The organism is Lysinibacillus contaminans, from assembly GCF_001278945.1.
GTDB classification, from domain to species: Bacteria; Bacillota; Bacilli; order Bacillales_A; family Planococcaceae; genus Lysinibacillus; species Lysinibacillus contaminans.
Map to the genome: position 1 here is coordinate 1,880,405 of NZ_LGRV01000003.1, position 18,596 is coordinate 1,899,000.

16 protein-coding genes and 1 pseudogene are annotated in these 18,596 nt (G+C 38.3%); 2 read left to right on the plus strand and 15 right to left on the minus strand.

The window, feature by feature from the left end; genetic code table 11:
- Window positions 1–294: 294 nt before the first annotated feature.
- The 4 genes and pseudogenes from AEA09_RS11325 to AEA09_RS11335 all read right to left on the minus strand — a co-directional run bounded on the left by AEA09_RS11325 (window position 295) and on the right by AEA09_RS11335 (window position 3,739).
- On the minus strand, window positions 295–1,674 hold the full coding sequence (locus AEA09_RS11325) for a stalk domain-containing protein (RefSeq protein ID WP_053583939.1): 1,380 nt from the start codon (window positions 1,672–1,674) through the stop codon (window positions 295–297).
- A gap of 118 nt (window positions 1,675–1,792) precedes the next feature.
- Window positions 1,793–2,686: a hypothetical protein gene (locus tag AEA09_RS20165; RefSeq protein WP_211263247.1), complete on the minus strand. Its 894-nt coding sequence runs from the start codon at window positions 2,684–2,686 to the stop codon at window positions 1,793–1,795.
- Between the two features lie 278 nt (window positions 2,687–2,964).
- Window positions 2,965–3,102, minus strand: a pseudogene (locus tag AEA09_RS20645) (S-layer homology domain-containing protein); the annotation flags it as partial.
- A gap of 34 nt (window positions 3,103–3,136) precedes the next feature.
- The gene (locus AEA09_RS11335) at window positions 3,137–3,739 is read right to left on the minus strand and encodes a DUF3238 domain-containing protein (protein WP_053583941.1); all 603 of its coding nucleotides are present in this window, start codon (window positions 3,737–3,739) and stop codon (window positions 3,137–3,139) included.
- Window positions 3,740–4,137: 398 nt separating this feature from the next.
- Between AEA09_RS11335 and AEA09_RS11340 the strand changes: the two genes are divergently transcribed.
- Complete coding sequence (locus AEA09_RS11340; RefSeq protein ID WP_053583942.1) at window positions 4,138–6,630, plus strand: winged helix-turn-helix domain-containing protein; 2,493 nt, start codon at window positions 4,138–4,140, stop codon at window positions 6,628–6,630.
- Window positions 6,631–6,686: 56 nt separating this feature from the next.
- Here AEA09_RS11340 and safA read toward each other — a convergent pair whose 3' ends face one another.
- Both safA and AEA09_RS11350 read right to left on the minus strand, forming a co-directional pair.
- Window positions 6,687–7,295, minus strand: a complete 609-nt coding sequence (gene safA, locus AEA09_RS11345) for a SafA/ExsA family spore coat assembly protein (RefSeq protein ID WP_053583943.1) — start codon at window positions 7,293–7,295, stop codon at window positions 6,687–6,689.
- A 318-nt stretch (window positions 7,296–7,613) separates the two neighbouring features.
- Complete coding sequence (locus AEA09_RS11350) at window positions 7,614–8,246, minus strand: transmembrane-type terpene cyclase (protein WP_053583944.1); 633 nt, start codon at window positions 8,244–8,246, stop codon at window positions 7,614–7,616.
- Window positions 8,247–8,779: 533 nt separating this feature from the next.
- On the opposite strand from AEA09_RS11350, the gene pgeF reads away from it, so the two are divergent.
- The gene (gene pgeF, locus AEA09_RS11355) at window positions 8,780–9,544 is read left to right on the plus strand and encodes a peptidoglycan editing factor PgeF (RefSeq protein WP_053583945.1); all 765 of its coding nucleotides are present in this window, start codon (window positions 8,780–8,782) and stop codon (window positions 9,542–9,544) included.
- A gap of 105 nt (window positions 9,545–9,649) precedes the next feature.
- Here pgeF and AEA09_RS11360 read toward each other — a convergent pair whose 3' ends face one another.
- From AEA09_RS11360 to preA, 9 genes are all read right to left on the minus strand, one after another.
- Entirely contained in the window at window positions 9,650–10,789 is a 1,140-nt protein-coding gene (locus AEA09_RS11360; RefSeq protein WP_053583946.1) for a DHHW family protein, read from the minus strand.
- 14 nt (window positions 10,790–10,803) lie between these two features.
- Window positions 10,804–12,189, minus strand: coding sequence for an MBOAT family O-acyltransferase (locus AEA09_RS11365; RefSeq protein WP_053583947.1), 1,386 nt, complete (start codon window positions 12,187–12,189; stop codon window positions 10,804–10,806).
- A gap of 6 nt (window positions 12,190–12,195) precedes the next feature.
- Complete coding sequence (locus AEA09_RS11370; protein ID WP_053583948.1) at window positions 12,196–12,678, minus strand: DUF4358 domain-containing protein; 483 nt, start codon at window positions 12,676–12,678, stop codon at window positions 12,196–12,198.
- Between the two features lie 216 nt (window positions 12,679–12,894).
- A complete protein-coding gene (locus tag AEA09_RS11375) occupies window positions 12,895–13,398 on the minus strand; it encodes a DUF2798 domain-containing protein (protein ID WP_053583949.1) in 504 nt (167 codons plus the stop codon).
- Window positions 13,399–13,455: 57 nt separating this feature from the next.
- Window positions 13,456–14,016 carry a TetR/AcrR family transcriptional regulator gene (locus AEA09_RS11380; RefSeq protein WP_053583950.1) on the minus strand — a complete coding sequence of 187 codons (561 nt, stop codon included), beginning with the start codon at window positions 14,014–14,016 and terminating at the stop codon, window positions 13,456–13,458.
- Between the two features lie 691 nt (window positions 14,017–14,707).
- A complete protein-coding gene (locus AEA09_RS11385; protein WP_053583951.1) occupies window positions 14,708–15,343 on the minus strand; it encodes a hypothetical protein in 636 nt (211 codons plus the stop codon).
- Window positions 15,344–15,555: 212 nt separating this feature from the next.
- The gene (locus tag AEA09_RS11390) at window positions 15,556–15,750 is read right to left on the minus strand and encodes a hypothetical protein (RefSeq protein WP_053583952.1); all 195 of its coding nucleotides are present in this window, start codon (window positions 15,748–15,750) and stop codon (window positions 15,556–15,558) included.
- Window positions 15,751–15,799: 49 nt separating this feature from the next.
- On the minus strand, window positions 15,800–17,269 hold the full coding sequence (locus tag AEA09_RS11395; protein ID WP_053583953.1) for an NCS1 family transporter: 1,470 nt from the start codon (window positions 17,267–17,269) through the stop codon (window positions 15,800–15,802).
- A gap of 51 nt (window positions 17,270–17,320) precedes the next feature.
- Window positions 17,321–18,583: an NAD-dependent dihydropyrimidine dehydrogenase subunit PreA gene (preA, locus tag AEA09_RS11400; RefSeq protein WP_053583954.1), complete on the minus strand. Its 1,263-nt coding sequence runs from the start codon at window positions 18,581–18,583 to the stop codon at window positions 17,321–17,323.
- Window positions 18,584–18,596: the final 13 nt, after the last annotated feature.

An 18,596-nucleotide genomic window follows, 5' to 3' on the forward strand; every position in this document is an offset into this window, starting at 1 on the left:
CGTGCGCATGTCACTGCTCATCTGGACTGAAATTACCGTTGTCGCCAAGTGCAATATCGACTATTTGCGAGTACGCAATTTAGTTATAGTTTCAATGCATTGTTAGTACGATTGCTTCAATGGCTATTATTATCTCTCGATCATTCGCTGCTGATTAACTCATTTGCGGTTAAGTCCCTGTTTTTATGAGCCTACGTAAAACAGTCGGTAAAACAGAGGCATCTCTCGTCCATAAAGGAAATATACTTCGCTTTACCGATATGCTAGGCAACATCTGTTGCCATCCGATTGAGCTTAACTTACTTTCAATATACTCAAAGATGCACCCTGACCATCGCTTACTAAATCCACTGTTTCGTTAGTTCCGTATAGTTGAAGTGATATTTTGGAACCAGCGTACAATTGTACTATAACAGTAGCTGATAGGCTTGATGTTGCCTCACCCGGTGGTACTGTAGAGGTCTCTAAAGGACGATCATCTATAAGCAGCCGCGCCCCTACACTTTTAGCTTGTGTCAAGTTAATATGATAGGTTATATAATAGTAACCAGTTTGGGTTACTGCAATACCATCTGACAAGGATTTATAATAAGTAGCATTAAATGAGAAACCAGGCCAGGGTAGTTTAGTACCATCAGAAGTCACAGGAACGACTGTATTCTGCGTGACAGCGTTTGCCCAAGGTAGACTATTTGATCCCGATTCCCCTTGTGGTCCTTGTGGTCCTGCTGGTCCTATTGGTCCTGCTGGTCCTATTGCTCCTTGTGGTCCTTGTGGTCCTGCTGGTCCTATTGCTCCTTGTGGTCCGGTATCTCCCTTATCCCCTTGTGATCCCGTTGCTCCAGTTTCTCCCTTTTGACCTTGTGATCCCGTTGCTCCGCTTTCTCCCTTTTGACCTTGTGATCCCGTTGCTCCGCTTTCTCCCTTTTGACCTTGTGATCCCGTTGCTCCGCTTTCTCCCTGTTGGCCAGTTGATCCCGTTGCCCCAGTTTCTCCTTTATCTCCCTTATCTCCTTTTAATCCCTTGTCACCAGATTGTGTAGTAATTAACACTTGATTATTTTTACTGTCCCAATCTATTTCCATACCAAGTGCAGTGGTAATTGATTGTATTGGTAAATATATATTGTTATTAAACAAAAATGGCGACATACTACTGCTACTTGAGTCCTTTAGCTCAATTTTCTTGTCATCAACATAAACAGATGCACTTGTTTCGGTCCCTTTAATTATAGTGCCTGCTTCCAGTTTAATTTCGCTAATCGAAGAGTCAGAATCTTTCGTACTACCAGTCGTAAAATAAACCGCTTTTTTCGTTTGATCCCAACGAACATCAAGATTCAACAGGTTAGAGATTGCCTCAATGGGCAGGTATACTCTATCCTTGACAAAAACGGGCACAATATCCTGATTCGTTTCCTGACCGTCAATATGAATGGAAGGTGCCTTCACCTGCCCCTGAATTAAAGTCGTTTTCGGCTTAGGCTTCAGCTTCTCCTTAATTTTAATGGCAGCCGACTTCACCGGATTCTGCTCTACCGCTTCAGCAGATGCTATCGGCGTTGAAAAAATAGTAAACGCCGCTAACACCATGATAATCCAGGCATAAACAACTTTTTTATACCTACGATGTCCCCCACTTACTTGATACATTTTATAACTTTTTAATTTCATCCCGACTTTCTCCTCTCGATAAATAGTAGTGTTTATAAATATGACATTTGTTAGAATGAGTCTGCTGTTGTCCCTAGTGCCCATACCGCTACAGAATTTCCGCTGAAAGTGACATTCACTAGTGAGGGATGCTAGTATGATTGTACATACCGCTTCCCGAAGAATGTAGACCATATGAAACTTTCATATCCACAATGCTCCCATTAATGGTAATACTATCCAAAATCGCGTATATGTCTAAATTTGAGCTTTGTGAATGGTAAAATACATGATAGGTATTGTCCGTATTATCTCCAGCTGTGCCAATATCACCACTTAAGATGGTTTCATTGACCGCAAAATCTCGTTGTTCCCGTATCACTTCTGTTCCATTAAATCCACCATAAATCGCCACACCGTTTTTCATTTGAAATGAAGCCGTACGAGAATCATTCCCAACTAAAGGTTTTGTTGGTATATACGTTCCTTTGGCAATCCAAATTTGATTTCCATCAGTTGCTTTAGTAAGTGCCTTCTGTAAATCTTTGTAGGCGGTTGCCCAGCTTATACCGTCTTCTACAGTACCCGTCGATGCTTGATTCACATAGATAGTGGCACTGTCTGCTGTTGCAACACTTGTTGATTGTGACAACAGCAATGGCGCGACTGCGATTTGAATACGACGCTTTTCGATGACTGTTTGACCTACTGCATCTGTTGCCTTGAACCAGATATCGTGGCCGCCCGCATCTTCCAACACCAGTGGCACGATTGAATCATACGATTTCCATGTTGCGCCAAAGTCTTGTGATAGTTCTATGCCCGCACTATCTGGAGATGATGCCGCTACTTGAATCGTGACAGGGCTTGTTGCGACGCTACCTTCTACATAAGGCTGTCCGTTCTCTGTCATCGTAATCGTTAATACGTTACTGCTGGTCTCCGCGAACACTGGTAAACTCCCTAAAAAAGCTTGCGAGAGTAGTAGACAAATGGCCAACATTGACAATGTTTGATGAAATGATTTTCTCATAATCATCCTCTCTTTCTCATTGATAGAATTGTTATCATGTATGTTAGTTAAATTCTTCATAGGTGTAATAGTACTTTTGTATTTCTCCCTTTGTTGGGATTTCTACATTCGACTACACTTAACTGTAAATCACAAAGGTTAAATTTAGGTTAAATAAATAGAATTTTTCGAAAAATAAGGAACAAGACCTATGCTTTAGGATACTTTCTGAAAAGGTAACTTCATAAATAAATCACTCTACCAAATTCTAAAACTCGAATTTGGTAGAGTGTTTCTTTTTATAGATTAAGCGCTCTGTACATAAACGCCACGAATTGCGCACGTATCACTGGCTCATCTGGTCTAAAGGTGCCATTATCGCTTAAGGCAATGCCTGCTTTCTGAAGTAGTGTAATTGCCTCAAAGTATGGATGACTCTTTGGGACATCTTATTACATTTCACTGTTAGCTCTAATTCAGGAGCAAACATCTTTGCATCACTTTTTCAAAGTGATATTCCATATCATCTGCCATTGCGTGCGGTGTATCGCCTGTTTTCCGGAAATCGTGTGTATAAATTTCTTCAAATGGACCAAAGTCGATTTGTTTATAAAATTCAAAGCAAGGAAAACCATCGTGCGAGCCTTTAATCGTCACCGAGCCATCATTGGATGCAGCGACTTGCAATAAGTAATCGACTGCTGGTGCTTCAGGACTTAAAGGATTCGTACCGCTCGCGTGCATCTCAAATGTCACAGAATCGTCTTGCCATTGAATATTTTCACATGTGATTTCTTCGTTACTTGCCTGTGCTTTATGGTATTCTACAGAACCGTCAGCGCGTGTAAGTTTTAACGTTGTAATCCCAGTATTGGCATAATTGAAAATTTCTTTTTTATAAAAATCGATTGTGACATCTTGTTCGACACGTGAACGCATCGTATTTACTGCATGCGGTGTAAATTCCCGAGAATCCCCTTCAAATTCAATAAGATCTTGTGTTTCTTCATCTTTAAAAGGTGGTGTCCAGTTCAGTGGGATAAAAACGCTTGCTCTAATTTTTAGTACATTCATAAATATGACCTCCTCAGGTACGTTAGTTTTAATTAATAAGCAAAGTGTGAATTTTGTAAATTCAGTGCTCTGTACATGAGCGCCAGCAATTGTGCGCGTGTTACTGGCTCATCTGGATGGATACTGTGGATTGACTGTCTACTTCGCATAAAGCAATAGTATCAAACAGATTTCTCCAAAATAGATGCCTCCCATCTAATACTTATCTTTTTTAAGCACCTTTTTCTACTACCTTAAAACAAAAAATAAGTGTGCAATACTGACGAATGTTAATGGTTTGCATATTAACACTGGTAAATTTGATAGTTTTTGTAATAGAATGACAGATAATAAGCTTTTATTGTATCTTCACAACAAAATAATGCCATCTATTAATTTAAAATAAGGGGGGAAATGAGATGCCCAGCACTCTATTATCTTCTAAAATAAATGTACCTTACAGCACGACAGAAGCTTTGGAAAGACCTAGATTATACGAAAATTTTCGCAATAACATGCTTAAAAAAGTAACAGTTCTACGAGCGCCTGCAGGCTATGGGAAAACAACACTTTTAAGTCAATGGCTCAAACATTCACAGGAACAAATTGCCTGGCTAGCTATCGACCGTGCTGATAATGATCCGATACGGTACTGGACATTCGTTTTTCAAGCAGTAGCTAAAGCCTGTCAAACAGATATTGATCAAGTGCTCGCACCACTATTACAGTCACAAGACGCTGCCACATATGAATTTTTAATTGACTCCTTTTTACATGAAATTAGTTTTACTGAAAAAACCTTATATATCGTGATGGATGATTACCATTTAATCGAAAATACAGTGATTCACCAAATGATGACAAAGTTAATAGAACAGCTTCCTAAGCACGTACATGTTTATTTAACAACACGTACCGCCTTGCCGTTACCAATAGCCAAGTGGCGCGTCAAACAATGGGTACAAGAATTCAACACTGAACATTTACGTTTTACTTACCAAGAAACAAAGCAATTTTTTTCCTTAAAAAATTCAACTTTCCTTAATCAACATCAGTTACAAAATATCCAAGACAAAACAGAAGGATGGATAGCTGGATTATTGTTAACGAGTCTAACAAATGAATCACAACCAAACGTCAAACGAGCCGAGCCGTTTATTTCTGAATTTTTATGGCAAGAAATTATTCATAACCTTCCACAAGCAACACAGGATTTTCTATTACGAACTTCTTTGTTACATGAATTAGACCCAGCTACATGTGACCAATTAACAGAGAGAACTAATAGCGAGGAATTTTTAACTCAAATGGAAGAAAAAGGACTTTTCACAGTGCGCCTTCAATCATCAAAACTTGTTTTTCGCTACCACCATTTATTTGCCGAAGCGCTACAAGCTGAACTTTTCAAACAATATTCAGCTCAGGAAATACAGTCGATTGTAAAAAAAGCAGCTCAATTAATATATATGCAAGGTGATTACACTTCCGCTATTGAACTAGCTTTGAAACATGATCTTCATGAACAAGCACAACTATGGATGTCAAAACATCTTGTCCAGCTGTTTTTATCAGGGCAAACTGCGACTTTCATGCGTTGGTTGCAGCAACTTCGAAACAATCATTATACAGTTCCTTATGAGATGCTTATATTGGGTTATGAACATGCCATTACAACATTAGAACTTGAAACGGCGAACTCGCTGATGCAAGAGCTCGAACTGCGTCAACAAACTGAACAATGGATGGAACAAGAAGAACACGCGGCGATGGCGAATTCTTATGAAAGAACAAAAGCTTATGCAATAATTGCAGCAGGTGGGGATTTAAACACTGTAAAAGAAATGTTGGGAAAACAGCTTACTAAGCAATATGCCTTCAACATTTGGGACAAAATACCAATGGTCTATAATAGTTTTGAATATAAGCTTCTACGAACAAGTTTAGCTTCGAAAGGAAAATTGCCTATATTGGATGAAGTGCCAATCATAGTACAGCTTTTTCAAGAAACAAATTTCAAGACATTATATGTTACTGCGTTCATCACTGGTATAGCTGCTGAAATTTATTATGAGAGAAACGTATTAGAAGATACTCAAAAAGAGTTGGAAATTGCCATCCGATTAGGTCATCAATACCAAGATCCTAGTTTATTCGTCCCCATGTATTTACTAAAAGCAAAAATTTACGTACAACAAAACCAAATAAGTTCAGCTCGTGCAATGCTGGCCCAGGTGTTAGAAGATGTTTCTGAAAAGCATTGGCGAACATCTATTCAAATCATGCAGGCTTATTGTTATGTAGTAGACGGAGATAGCCAGAATGCTGAGATGCTCCTACAAGCAACAAAAACAAAACAGCCATTTTGGATGCTCGTGTATGCTCGTCTATTGTTATTAAAGGAACAGCCCAATGAAGCATTAACTACTGTGATTCAAGTCAAAACAAAAGCTCAGCAAGATGGGCAAATCGCGACAATTGTGGAAGCAACGGTGCTTGAGGCAATTTGTCATAATCAGTTAGGAAACACACATATCGCATTAGATGTTTTACATGAAGCCTTAGTGCTGGCGGAAAAGTTTTACTACGTTCGAACTTTTTTAGATGAAAAAGAAATACTTCCGCTACTAGACAGCTATTTTAAGTTAAAGTCACTTGAAACGAAGTGGGATACTATTCCAGCGCCTTTTTTCAACTATCTAAAAGAAAGTATCAAGTCAACATCGGTACCAAACGAATTACTGACGTCTCGTGAAAAAGAAGTGTTTGATCTTTTAGCCTACGGTGGAACGAATCGTGAAATCGCGGAACAGCTAGGTTTGTCAGAAGGTACGGTTCGTGTTTATTTATCAAATATTTATAGTAAACTCGGCGTTAATACAAGAGCAAAAGCAATACTGCATAAGAAGCAATAAAAAAAGGGCTGTTCCAAGGTCAATATTTACTGACGTTGGAACAACCCTTATCTTAATTATTTTGAAATAAACATTTGTGTCCAGTAGTTACCATCTGCTACATACCCTACACCAATATGCGTAAAGTTTTTGCTCATGATGTTCGCTTTGTGCCCTTCACTGTTCATCCATGCTTTCATGACTTCAGCTGCTGTTTTTTGACCTTGTGCAATGTTTTCTCCAGCTGATTTATATGAAATACCGAAGTTTTTCATCATTGTAAATGGTGAACCGTAAGTTGGGCTCGTATGGTCGAAATACTTTTTGTCATGCATATCTTGTGACTTGTACTTCGCTACTCTTGAAAGCTCCCAATCTTCTTTCAATGCTGGTAGTCCAGCTTTTGCTCGTTCAACATTGACAAGTTTGACAACTTCTTGTTCTACACTTGCTTGTTCATTTGAAGGGACATTAATATTTTGTCCTGGGTAAATCAGATTTGGATTTGAAAGTTGTGGATTTAAATCGATTAACTCCTGTACACCTGTTTGCGTTTTAACGGCAATTTTCCAAAGTGTATCTCCTGAAACTACTGTATATGAACCAGCTGCCATCGCAGTCATTGGTACTAATAAAGATAATGATAATACTGAGGCCATCGCCACTTTTTTAATTTGTTTAAACATCTAACCATTCCTTTCGGTTTGTTCTATAACCATAGTAAATAGTTTTGTAGAATAATGCATCCCTAAATATATGGAAGGATTTTTACAGGAGTATTACACCAGAAACAATTGCCTTTAAGATTACTTTGATAACAACTTTCTCACGCTTCTTTTCTGTAATAAGCTTGAAATATAGCTGTAATAGGAATATATTACTATGATATTTTTTATCTAAAAGTAGTTTTTATAGCTAACAATATCCCCAAAATAGAAAAAGAGGTTATCTCAAAAATCATTTGAGACAACCTCTTTTTGTGCGAAAATCGGCAAAAGTGATTACTATCTAGCTTTAATTCTTCTACTATAGAATTTGCACAGGAAGAAAATATAAATCCAATCATAGAGCAAAGTAGCTACGGAGAGTATTGTAATTAAGCTTGTTCTAAAATAGATAAAAAACGCAACAGAAGCAAATAAGGTCCCAAGCATTTTAAAAATTGCGATGGATAGAGATTGACCGTTTAAATTCCCTCGCCAGAACAACAAAGAGATAAACAGACCCGACATCATTAAATTTTGAAAAAAAGCAGTGTATATCCCTTCGTAATCATTAAACTCCTGCGTGATTGCCAGTATCGTTAGAAAGCTAATACCCAGTGTTATGAAAAAACACGCATAAAACAGCTTGTTAGATAGGTATTTTTTGAATTCCTTTCGACCATAGATTAAATACTGAATCAGTATCACAATGTCCAGTACAAACCAAATAATCGTGATCTTTTGTTGTAAATCATTTTGTGGATAAATGAATGCAAAAATAAATTCCCATGAAACATTTGCACAAATGGCCACCATAGGCATGCCATACGCCTTGTCTTGAAATCCTCGTTTTATGATAAGTATGTAAGTCAGTATCCAAAATAGGCCCATCCCTAATTGACAAACTAAAAGTAAGTCGACTGGATTATTCAACTACACCATCCTTTATAATCATTAATGAAAATAGCCCCTACGCTCCTCTGATACTATATGAACCAAAATTTATTGTTTATGTTAAAATCAGATCCTAATAATTGTTGATAAAAATTCTTGAATCCACTTTGAGTGCTAAAAAACTTCAGTGAATACTAAATAAAAGATATGAGCGCTGATTTATTGCCGCAAGTGCTGAATTTGCCTCCGCTATCGCTGAATTATTGCTGTGAATGCTGAATTAGCCTTCGCAATCGCTGATTTATTGCTGAGAGTGCTGAATTAGCCTTCGCAATCACTGATTTATTGCCGTGAGTGCTGAAAAAAAGCCAATTTAGTATGGAAAGCATCTCCTTACTGCAAAATTAACTACTTCTTTTGGTAATGAATTTAAATTAGTTGGTATGCAATTCCTACTTGCTCTCGCACAGAAATCATCTACTGGATCATATATCCATTAACTTGCAACCATTGCGATTATGTCAGCCTATACACGCACAATTTATTACTATATATTAATGAAGGGTGATGATATGGAAACAAACATTTATTTAGACAACGAGAAATTCATCGCAGGGATTACCCTCAAAGATGAAACTGAATTTGAAAACAACAACATGGCGCTACACACATGTGTTAGCACTCGGAACGTTCTAGAAAATCGTCAGAAATTAACTGCTGCCTTGCACTGTGATTTAGATCATTTTGTCTGTACCCATCAAACACATAGCGCGAATTTTCATAAGGTAACACTTGCTGATAAAGGCCGCGGTGCTGACCATCCAGATACCGCTATTAAGGACACCGACGCGCTCTACACATATGAGCCGAATTTGTTATTATGTAGCTTTACGGCCGATTGTGTGCCTGTCATTTTTTACAATGAGGCGAATGGTCTTATCGGCGTCGTTCACTCCGGCTGGCAAGGTACTGTTAAAGAAATCACGCTGAAATTATTTAAGCACTTAGTAGAAGTAGAAAAATGTAATCCTAGTGATTTTCATGTACAAATTGGGATGGCGCTAAGTCAGGAAAAATTCGAAGTCGATTCAGATGTATATGTGAAATTCAAAGACCTTGGCTACGCAGATGATTTTATGTATCTCAATGAGCAAACAAATAAGTATCACATCGATAATCAACTAACTGTGAAAAAACAATGTGAACTAGCTGGTATTCCTTCACATCAAATTACGATTGACCCAACCTGTACGTATTTGAGCCCAAGTGGTTTCTCTTATCGTGAGGATAAACAAAGTGGTCGACATATGAGCTTTATTATGAGAAAAGAAGATTGACCAATTTGATTTTATAAGCGAACTATATTCAAAAAGCACATCAACGCATAAAGTTGATGTGCTTTTTGAGTGGGACTGTTTTGTGCCGGAATAAGCCTTTTCCACTTAATTTAGTTTCAAAAGCGATGCATCTTCAACTAAGGTAGCTGTATTAAATAAAAACAGTACATCTTTAATGCCATTCTCATTCAAATAATCAGTAATACTACCATTATAATAACGAAGGTCAATTACATGAATTTCTGACACATGATTAGTAAGGAATGGGAGTACATTATGCGCGTAAGAGTCTTTAATGACAAGTAGCTTATCTTGTGCAACCTGTTGTGAATCGAGTTCAGTTGTAAGCTTCATTAGCGCATGAACCCCACCTAGAAAATAGGAATACTGATCCTTCTTCGCCAAAAAGCTCTCATCATACATACCCGTCAAAGTTTGATTCGAATCGGCGATATACATCTCTGTCGGTGCGGAATCACGGGGTTTGTAAACTTCGATGAAATCCGGCGTTAAACCAGTAAACTGACTCCTTGTATGATAGCTCCCTAGAAACGAATCACTTACTGTCTCAATCAGAAAATCTTGCTGAGAAAGTGGTTGCCATCCCTTTTGTTCTGCATAGGCAACATAGGCCAAATAGGCACCATATGTTGTCCAATGATGATCAGTCCGGTAGTAAATCGATTCTGATGCATGTGGTGTGAGAACATCAAAGCCGTCAATGAAGGTTATCTCGTCCTCCATTTGATGACCGATAAAACGATTCACTTCCCTTTGAGGATACGACGGCGCTAACCAAGGTAACCTTTCTGGATAAAGGCCAATCGATGTGGGTGCAAGCATGAACGTCATATTCACTTCCGGATGCTTGCTTGCAAATTGGTTTACCGACTCAGTATATTGTTGCACCTTTGTATAATCTGGCTCTAAAAACTTTTCAAATAAATAGCCATCTTTGCCGTTATAGATGCCGTTATTTTCTTGTTGCAAACGGGCTTGTTCTGACGTTGATTTGACCCATAACCATTTGTCTCGGAAAGGAAAGTGATCTGTGATGAAACTCTCCGCCTCCTCGGCAAATTTCTTGGATATCAAGTTATCCCAAGTTAGTTGTGGCGCTGCTTGTAAATACCTGTTTTCTAGTTCAGAGAAACGTTGTTGAGGCAAAATGAAAAAGAGTATAGCGATTAAAAACGTCGTACCGATAAATCCAGCTACTAATAATCGCTCTGATATTTGCTTCATAAAGTTCTACCTCCCTAAAAACGAAAATATAAAAATGGATTGAACGTGGCGTCTACCAAATAGGCAACCGAAAGTAAGTAAAGAAACCCATACCAAACAAGATGAGCTATCGATAATCCACTCGTTCTTGGCCATTGCTTCAACGGTACAGAAGCGATGATCAATACAATCAGTAACACGGCGTTTGTATAAAAAAAGTATATTGTTTCGTTATTCCAAAGCGCTTGTCCATTGAATCCCCACATAGCACCTAAATAACCAACAATTAAAGAAGGCTGATCAAAGGCAAATAGCACCCACCCAATAAGAATGAGGATAATTGCATAAAAGTGTCTGATCCAACGAGGTGCACGTTGAAGTAATGATAATCCCCACCACTTTTCAAAAATGAGAATGACACCAAAATATAAGCCCCACAATATAAAGTTCCAGCTAGCTCCATGCCAAAATCCTGTCAGCATCCAAACAATCAAGATGTTACGCATTTGAATGGCCAACCCTCGTCTATTGCCACCAAGCGGAATGTAGACATATTCGCGAAACCAACTGCCCAGCGAGATATGCCATCTCCGCCAAAAGTCAGTAATACTTTGCGCAATGTACGGCTTATTGAAATTCTCGTTAAACCGGAAACCAAACATAAGACCGAGACCAATAGCCATATCCGAATAACCACTAAAATCAAAATAGATTTGGAAGGCAAACGCAATGATGCCAAGCCATGCCGTTAACACCGGCATCGTCTCAGGACTAGAGCTCGAGATGGTGTCCCAAAGCAAGCCGATGTTGTTGGCAAGTAGCACCTTCTTTGAGAGTCCTATCGTAAACCTACGAACCCCCTCTGCGAACATCTTCATATTTTCAGATCGGTGTTTTAGCTGTTCGGCAATCGTGCTATATTTCACAATCGGCCCTGCCACTAATTGTGGAAACAGGGCGACATATGTGCCGAAGTCAATCCAATTGCGCTGTGCTTTCGCTGTTCCTCTATAGACGTCGATGATATAAGACATCGATTGGAACGTGTAAAAGGATATTCCGATTGGAAGAGGCAGTTCGGTTAAAGGAATATTCGTCCCGATTAACGCATTGACATTCTGAATTAGAAAATCCGCGTATTTAAAATAAGACAGCAGCATGAGATTCACGATAACTGAACATGCGACAATACCCTTACGTTTGACAGAAGTCATATTCGGTTTATCGAGTAGCAAACCGAAACAATAATCCGTAAGCGTAGACACTAACATGATCACGATGTAAACCGGCTCGCCCCATGCATAAAAGACAAGGCTCATAATAAATAAAATGAGATTTCTAATACTTCTTGGCGAACAATAATAAAGCGTTAGAACTGCCGGCAAGAACAAGAATAAGAAAAGAAGGCTACTAAATACCATAGCTGTCTATTTTTCTTCGAAGAAGCTGTCGTAAACTTTAATGAGTTCGTCTGCTCTATCAGAAATAACCAACAACACATAATTTCCTTTTACAACTATTTTATGATTTTTTGCATTTTCATATTGATCTGGAAGATATTGTTCGAATTGCTTCATCACATTTTCTGCTCTTTGTTTTGCTGCAGCTTCCACGTCAGCTACATCTTTTTCATCCTTCACTTTGAAGATTGCAATTTCATTTGTTTTTACGTTCATCATTGGCACTCGGACTGAAAAATCTTCAAGCTTTGCAGGATCTATGTTATATAGGTTCTGCATTTCCTCTTCTGATAATTCCATTAGATCTGGTTGCTCGACCTCTTTTAGCATTTGGTCTGCCATTTCTTTTGCTGACTTACTTGCTTCGATTGTAGTAGTCTTATCTCCAGAACATGCTGAAACTACCATAGCTAACACCATCGTTAGCATAATTAACATCATTTTTTTCATAATAAACTCTCCTTTTTACTAATTATTTGACTACAAAGTGATTAGACGTAGGCAGTCTACTAATGTTACGTAAAATAAAATATTTTCAATTATTAATTTTCAATCGTGTGGAGATAGTATGTTTCATTTGTGATTTCGCATACTTGATTTGTGTATGAGATTGTATAAAATAAAAAAGCCCTCAGACAAATCTATTTGTCTGAGGGCTCATTATACTTACATCATTACTGCTTGATTCTTTTTGTCCTGTGCAGCATGTAGTTTCACCATTACAAAGCGAGCAATTGGTTGAATCACTAAGCTTTCAGCAATGAGGACAATTAAAAAATTTCTTGGCCAATTTGATATGAAGTTACTAAAGATGCCACTGTTAATACCATTTCCAACAATATAACCAATTGGCGTCATAACGACTGACATCCCGATTACAGTGAAGAGAATTCGGAATAAAATTTTGGCATTAAAGCTATCGGTTGGTGCTGTGAATTTCTCAACCAATTTTTCAGCGATACGACCTATTAGAACAGGTTCAATAACCATGGCAATAATCCAAAAAATCGGTAGTGTCTTTAGAATAATTAAGAGCGTGTCTACATTAAATTCTCCGACTGCTAGAATGATATTTAACGAAGTCATTAACAAAACGGTTAGTGTACAAATTATGGCACCGTACAATGCACCCTCCTTCCCGTTTCTTGGCAATCTCATTTCTTGTTTCATTTTATTCATCCTTTCAAAAAGCTTATTCTAGACCTCAGCAATACACAAAATACAAATTTAAAACGACTTCAATAAATTCGGTATTAATTTGGCAACCGTTTTTAAAGGATCTGTCGATTTTTGCGTTCGGCAAAGCATCATCGCACCTTCAATCGAGGCTGTCATCAACAATGCCATTTCCGAAGCCGATTCACTCGAAAAGCCTTCAGTTACAAGTTTCTCATAGAAAATGTGTTGGATATTTTCATAGAGTGCACTACATGCGTTACGGACAGGTTCACTTACTGTAGCCATTTCACTGACCATGCTGCTAAATGTATAGCCAGAAAGTGTCCCGTCAGATTCAAAGTCATGAACTAACTTATCAATCATTGATCGTATGGCTTCTCTGATGGATAGATTCTCTTTGAAGATAGTCTTGATATCTGTCGTAATGGCTTCGTTTAAATCATGTAAACAGGCAATTAATAGTTCCTCTTTGCCATTTGGAAAATGATGATAAAGCGCACCTTTTGTAACATTACAGGCTTTTAAGATTTCATTGAGCCCTACACTTTTGTAGCCTTTTTGTTGAAAAAGAGCTGTAGCAGTATTGATTAATTGCGATTTTGTATCCATATTTGATGCATTCCTCCAAACATACCAACCGGTCTGTTTGTTATTGTAGCAAAATAATTCACTATGATGTAAGTGTTTTTTCTTCTCAGACACTGACTCGTTCACATTTTAGACAAATATTTTAGGAGAATTGCATAATTTCTATAAAAGGTTTCTCAGTCTAAGCTTTGGATTGGTAAGAACTTAAGTGGGCGCAGAACCTTTCCCACGAGTGATAAATAAACAAAAAAAAGGCAACCTTCAGTTCAAACTACTGAAAGTTACCCTTATATTTTGAGAGCAAAAAGCATGTTTTTAACTCACTGGGAGTGATCATTTATGCTAACCCCTCATCATTTAATATTAGTTTTGCACAGCACAAGCTGCCTAGTGGATGACAGACGGTCCTGAAAAGTCGATACCTCAACCAGAAACCCAGGATTTAAAAGAAGTTTTAACTTTAAGTTTTTAACTTTAAATTATAAAGAACTTTGAAACGTAAACTTTACACTTTTAGCTTTACCCTTTGAACTTTCAAATTAAAGCATTATTTTCCGCCTGCATTTGCAGCTTCAATAATGCTGACTAAGTTGAGTTGGTTAAAAACCATTTGAGTGAGGTGTGTTTTGATGTTTCAACTCGCACACATCCCTCTAAGCACGAGCGACTTATACGTTTTCTGTTTTCGCTAGGCCATGCAATTCTAATCCTATTAAGCTTTTACTTCGATAAATGTAGTCGCATTGGATTCCGATAATACAGCATCCACTTCTGATTCGAACTCTTCAATACGATTAGTCAATGTTTCAATCATTTTTTTGACATTCATCGGATCAACGAATTCAAATTCATTGCGTTTCATAAATGTCTCTGTATGTAATTTGACTTCTTCTGCAGATTGCTTTTCCTTGTTTCCAAGAATATTCACCAAGTACGTTTCAAGTTTTGCTGGTAGTGCATCGTTTTCTTTAGCGACTGTTTTAATCGCTGTACGATACTGTTGCTGCATTCGGTCTAATAACTGTTTTTCATATTGAATGGACTGTTTTCGTTCAATTGCTTCTGCTACAGTCATTTCATCTCTACCTATGTTAACTTTTGTTAACGCATTCGATTCGACAACGAGTGCCTTTAAACGGTTACGATATACTATTAAGCTCGTCACCTTATCATAAGAAGCCTGCATCTGCTTTTCGTATTCTTTAATGTTAATTCCATTTATCTTCTCATTACTCTTGCGATTAGCTAAGACAACACTTACTTCATTCGTCGATGCTTCAATTCGATGATTCAGCATTTTTAATTCTGTTAAAGCTCGGTGAATCGTTAATTTTTTCAACTCTTTCATCACTTAATCTCCTAGTTCGTTCAGTTATTTACGAAATTTATATTTTATTATATCCCAGAATGACCTTTAGTTTCAACATATCAGTTATTCTTGGTTATTGTTCATTCACCAGCCCTATTAGAAAAACTTGTTAACGTAAAAACTCTATTCTATATACTTAATAGAATAGAGTGCCCAGCACTGCATTTTAAATTGACTTACTACAACAGCTTTTATTCTTGAAGCTTTGCCGCAAAATACTTTCGTGCTTCTGCTGTCGTAATCTGCAAACAAACCTCTTCTTCTTGCCGTTCAAACTCAATAAACATACCACTTAAATTTTCATATACATATTGGACTTTATAGCCCGTGTCTAAATAGTTATCTACTTTTTTCATTTCATCCAAACTTAATAAGTGATCTGACATACACACACCCCGCTTTTCTTATTCAGCACCTTTACTTAGAGGATTGGGTTCACTTCACCCGCACAATTGAAGGTACTTTTTCTGTTTCTTGCACGAGTATATCGTCCCAATCACGACCAACTGTAATGCCTAGATACTTCTCATCACTTGGATCGTCAAGTTCCGCTTGTGGATACTTTTTAAACCACCAATATTTCGCCAACACATAATAAATGGCAGCCCCTGCGAAGAAACCAATCAATGAAGAATAAGTCGGGAACATATTCGCTAAGACACCACCGATCACCCAAGCAATCAAACCTGCCAAGTTAAAGCCATTCATATACTTATACTGGCCATCTAACTCGTATAGTTCTTTTACGTTCACGCGGCGTTTACGGATTAAGTAATAATCGGCAAATAAAATACCAACAATTGCTGTTAAAATACCGCCAATGATTAATAGTGCATTGACCAAGACGCCAAATAGGCTCCAAGGCTGTGCTAAAATCCCAATAACCCCCGCTATGATAACCCCAGCCCAGAACGGCACTTTTGGCCCACCAATGTTCGAGAAAATTGTCGCCGCAGGTATGACATTTGCTGACGTATTCGTAGACCATTGCGCTAACACAATCATCAGCAATAAGATTCCTAAAATGAATCCACTTGCACTTTGTTGTAGTGCATTTACAGGATCAGCAGATGCCACTGCCATATAACAAACCGCACCAATGGCTACGATAAACGTATTGGTAATTGGCATCACGATTAAAGAACCTACTAATTGCGTTTTATTGCGTTTGAACCAATTGCGCTCATTTTTTGGTGCTTTAAAGAAACGTGATAATGACGGCATATCAGCTGCTAATGTCGCCCAGAATCCCATATTCGCCATGATTACAACCATAAATGCTGTAAACGCTGCCATCCCTGTCGTTGGTGATTCCACCCAACTCCAAACATCTTTTCCTTGAGATGTTGCATTATCGGCTAACGTAATATACATCCAGCACGAAATTAATATAATAATTGGAGCAGCTAAATCCGCAAAGCGCTCAATTGATTTTATGCCCAATGATGTATTGAATAACTGCAATGCTGCAAAAATTAAAAAACATAAAAACCAGTTATCAAAGCCAAATAATAAATTCAAGATACCATTGATCGCAAGCGCACCAAAATAAGTGTTAATCCCGAACCAACATGCTGCAGTAACCCCACGAACAAGTGAAGGTAAATGTGTTCCAAATGTACCAAATGGGGCACGCATATAAACTGGGAAGGACAATCCGTGCTCTATGCCAATATCACCGATTAACGTCATAAATACGCCGATTAAAACGGAACCTATGATTGTCGCCAAAATAACCATTGGCAATGGTAAACTCATTATTCCTGCCCCACCAATTGCAAAGGCAGCTAATACAATCGCCATACCTATCCATATCACTGCAAAACCAAATGTACCGATGCTTCTTTGTTGATGTGTCACTGGAAGTAAATCTGGTGATTTTAAATAATTCCCACCATTCGCCATACATGTCTCTCCCTTAAGTTAGATTTCCAGCTCACAAAAATTCAGCGCTACTTATCGAGCAAAATTACTGATAAGTGATTGGCGTTCATTCCAAGTCATTGGTGCAATATTGGATTTTCTTTCAACCATCGTAATCGCACCATCTACAGGGCACACAATCGAACATAAATTACATCCTACACAATCTTCTTCACGTACCTTTAGCATTGGCCGACCACTTTCTGAGTACAAATCAATACATTGATGCGACGTATCTTCACATGCGATATGGCATTTATTACAGTTAATACATACATCATTATTAATTTCAGCGACAATTTTGTAGTTTAAGTCTAAGTTACCCCAGTCAGAATAACGTGGGACTGTCCTGCCAACTAAATCCATCACAGATGCAATGCCTTTATCATCTAGATAGTTATTAAGCCCATCAATCATATCTTCTACAATGCTGAATCCATGGTGCATTGCCGCTGTACAAACCTGAACCCCTGTTGCACCCATCAAAATAAATTCTGCAGCATCTTGCCAGTTTGAAATGCCCCCGATTCCTGATATCGGTACATTGAATAAAGGATTACGTGCACATTCTGCCACCATATTTAGTGCAATTGGTTTTACTGCCGGACCACAATAACCACCATGTGCTCCTTTACCACCAACGTGAGGCACTGTATTCCATGAATCTAAATCAACACCCGCTAAGCTGTTAATCGTATTAATCATACTGATGGCATCTGCTCCGCCTCTTGCGGCCGCTTCTGCTGTTACCGTAATATCCGTGATGTTCGGCGTTAGTTTGACGATGACTGGCGTACGCGCAACTTCTTTCACCCAGTACGTTTGCTTTTCCACCAATTCAGGGACTTGACCAGAGGCAGAACCCATCCCTCGTTCTGCCATCCCATGTGGACAACCAAAGTTAAGCTCAAGACCATCAACCCCCACATCTTCTACTTTTTTTACAATTTCATGCCACTTCTCTTGCTTTGGCTCCACCATCAAGGACACAATAATTGCATGATCTGGAAACCTTTTTTTCGTTTCATAAATTTCTTTTAAATTCACCTCTAACGGACGATCCGTAATCAGTTCTATATTATTAAAACCCGCTACTCTCTGTCCGTTATAGCTCACTGCCGCAAAACGTGAAGTAACATTCAAAATCGGTTCCCCTAATGTTTTCCAAACTGCTCCACCCCAGCCAGCTTCAAATGCACGTTGTACTTGATAGCCTGAGTTGGTTGGTGGTGCTGATGCTAACCAAAATGGATTTGGTGATTTAATGCCTGCTAAGTTAATTCGTAAGTCTGCCATGCCACATCCCCCC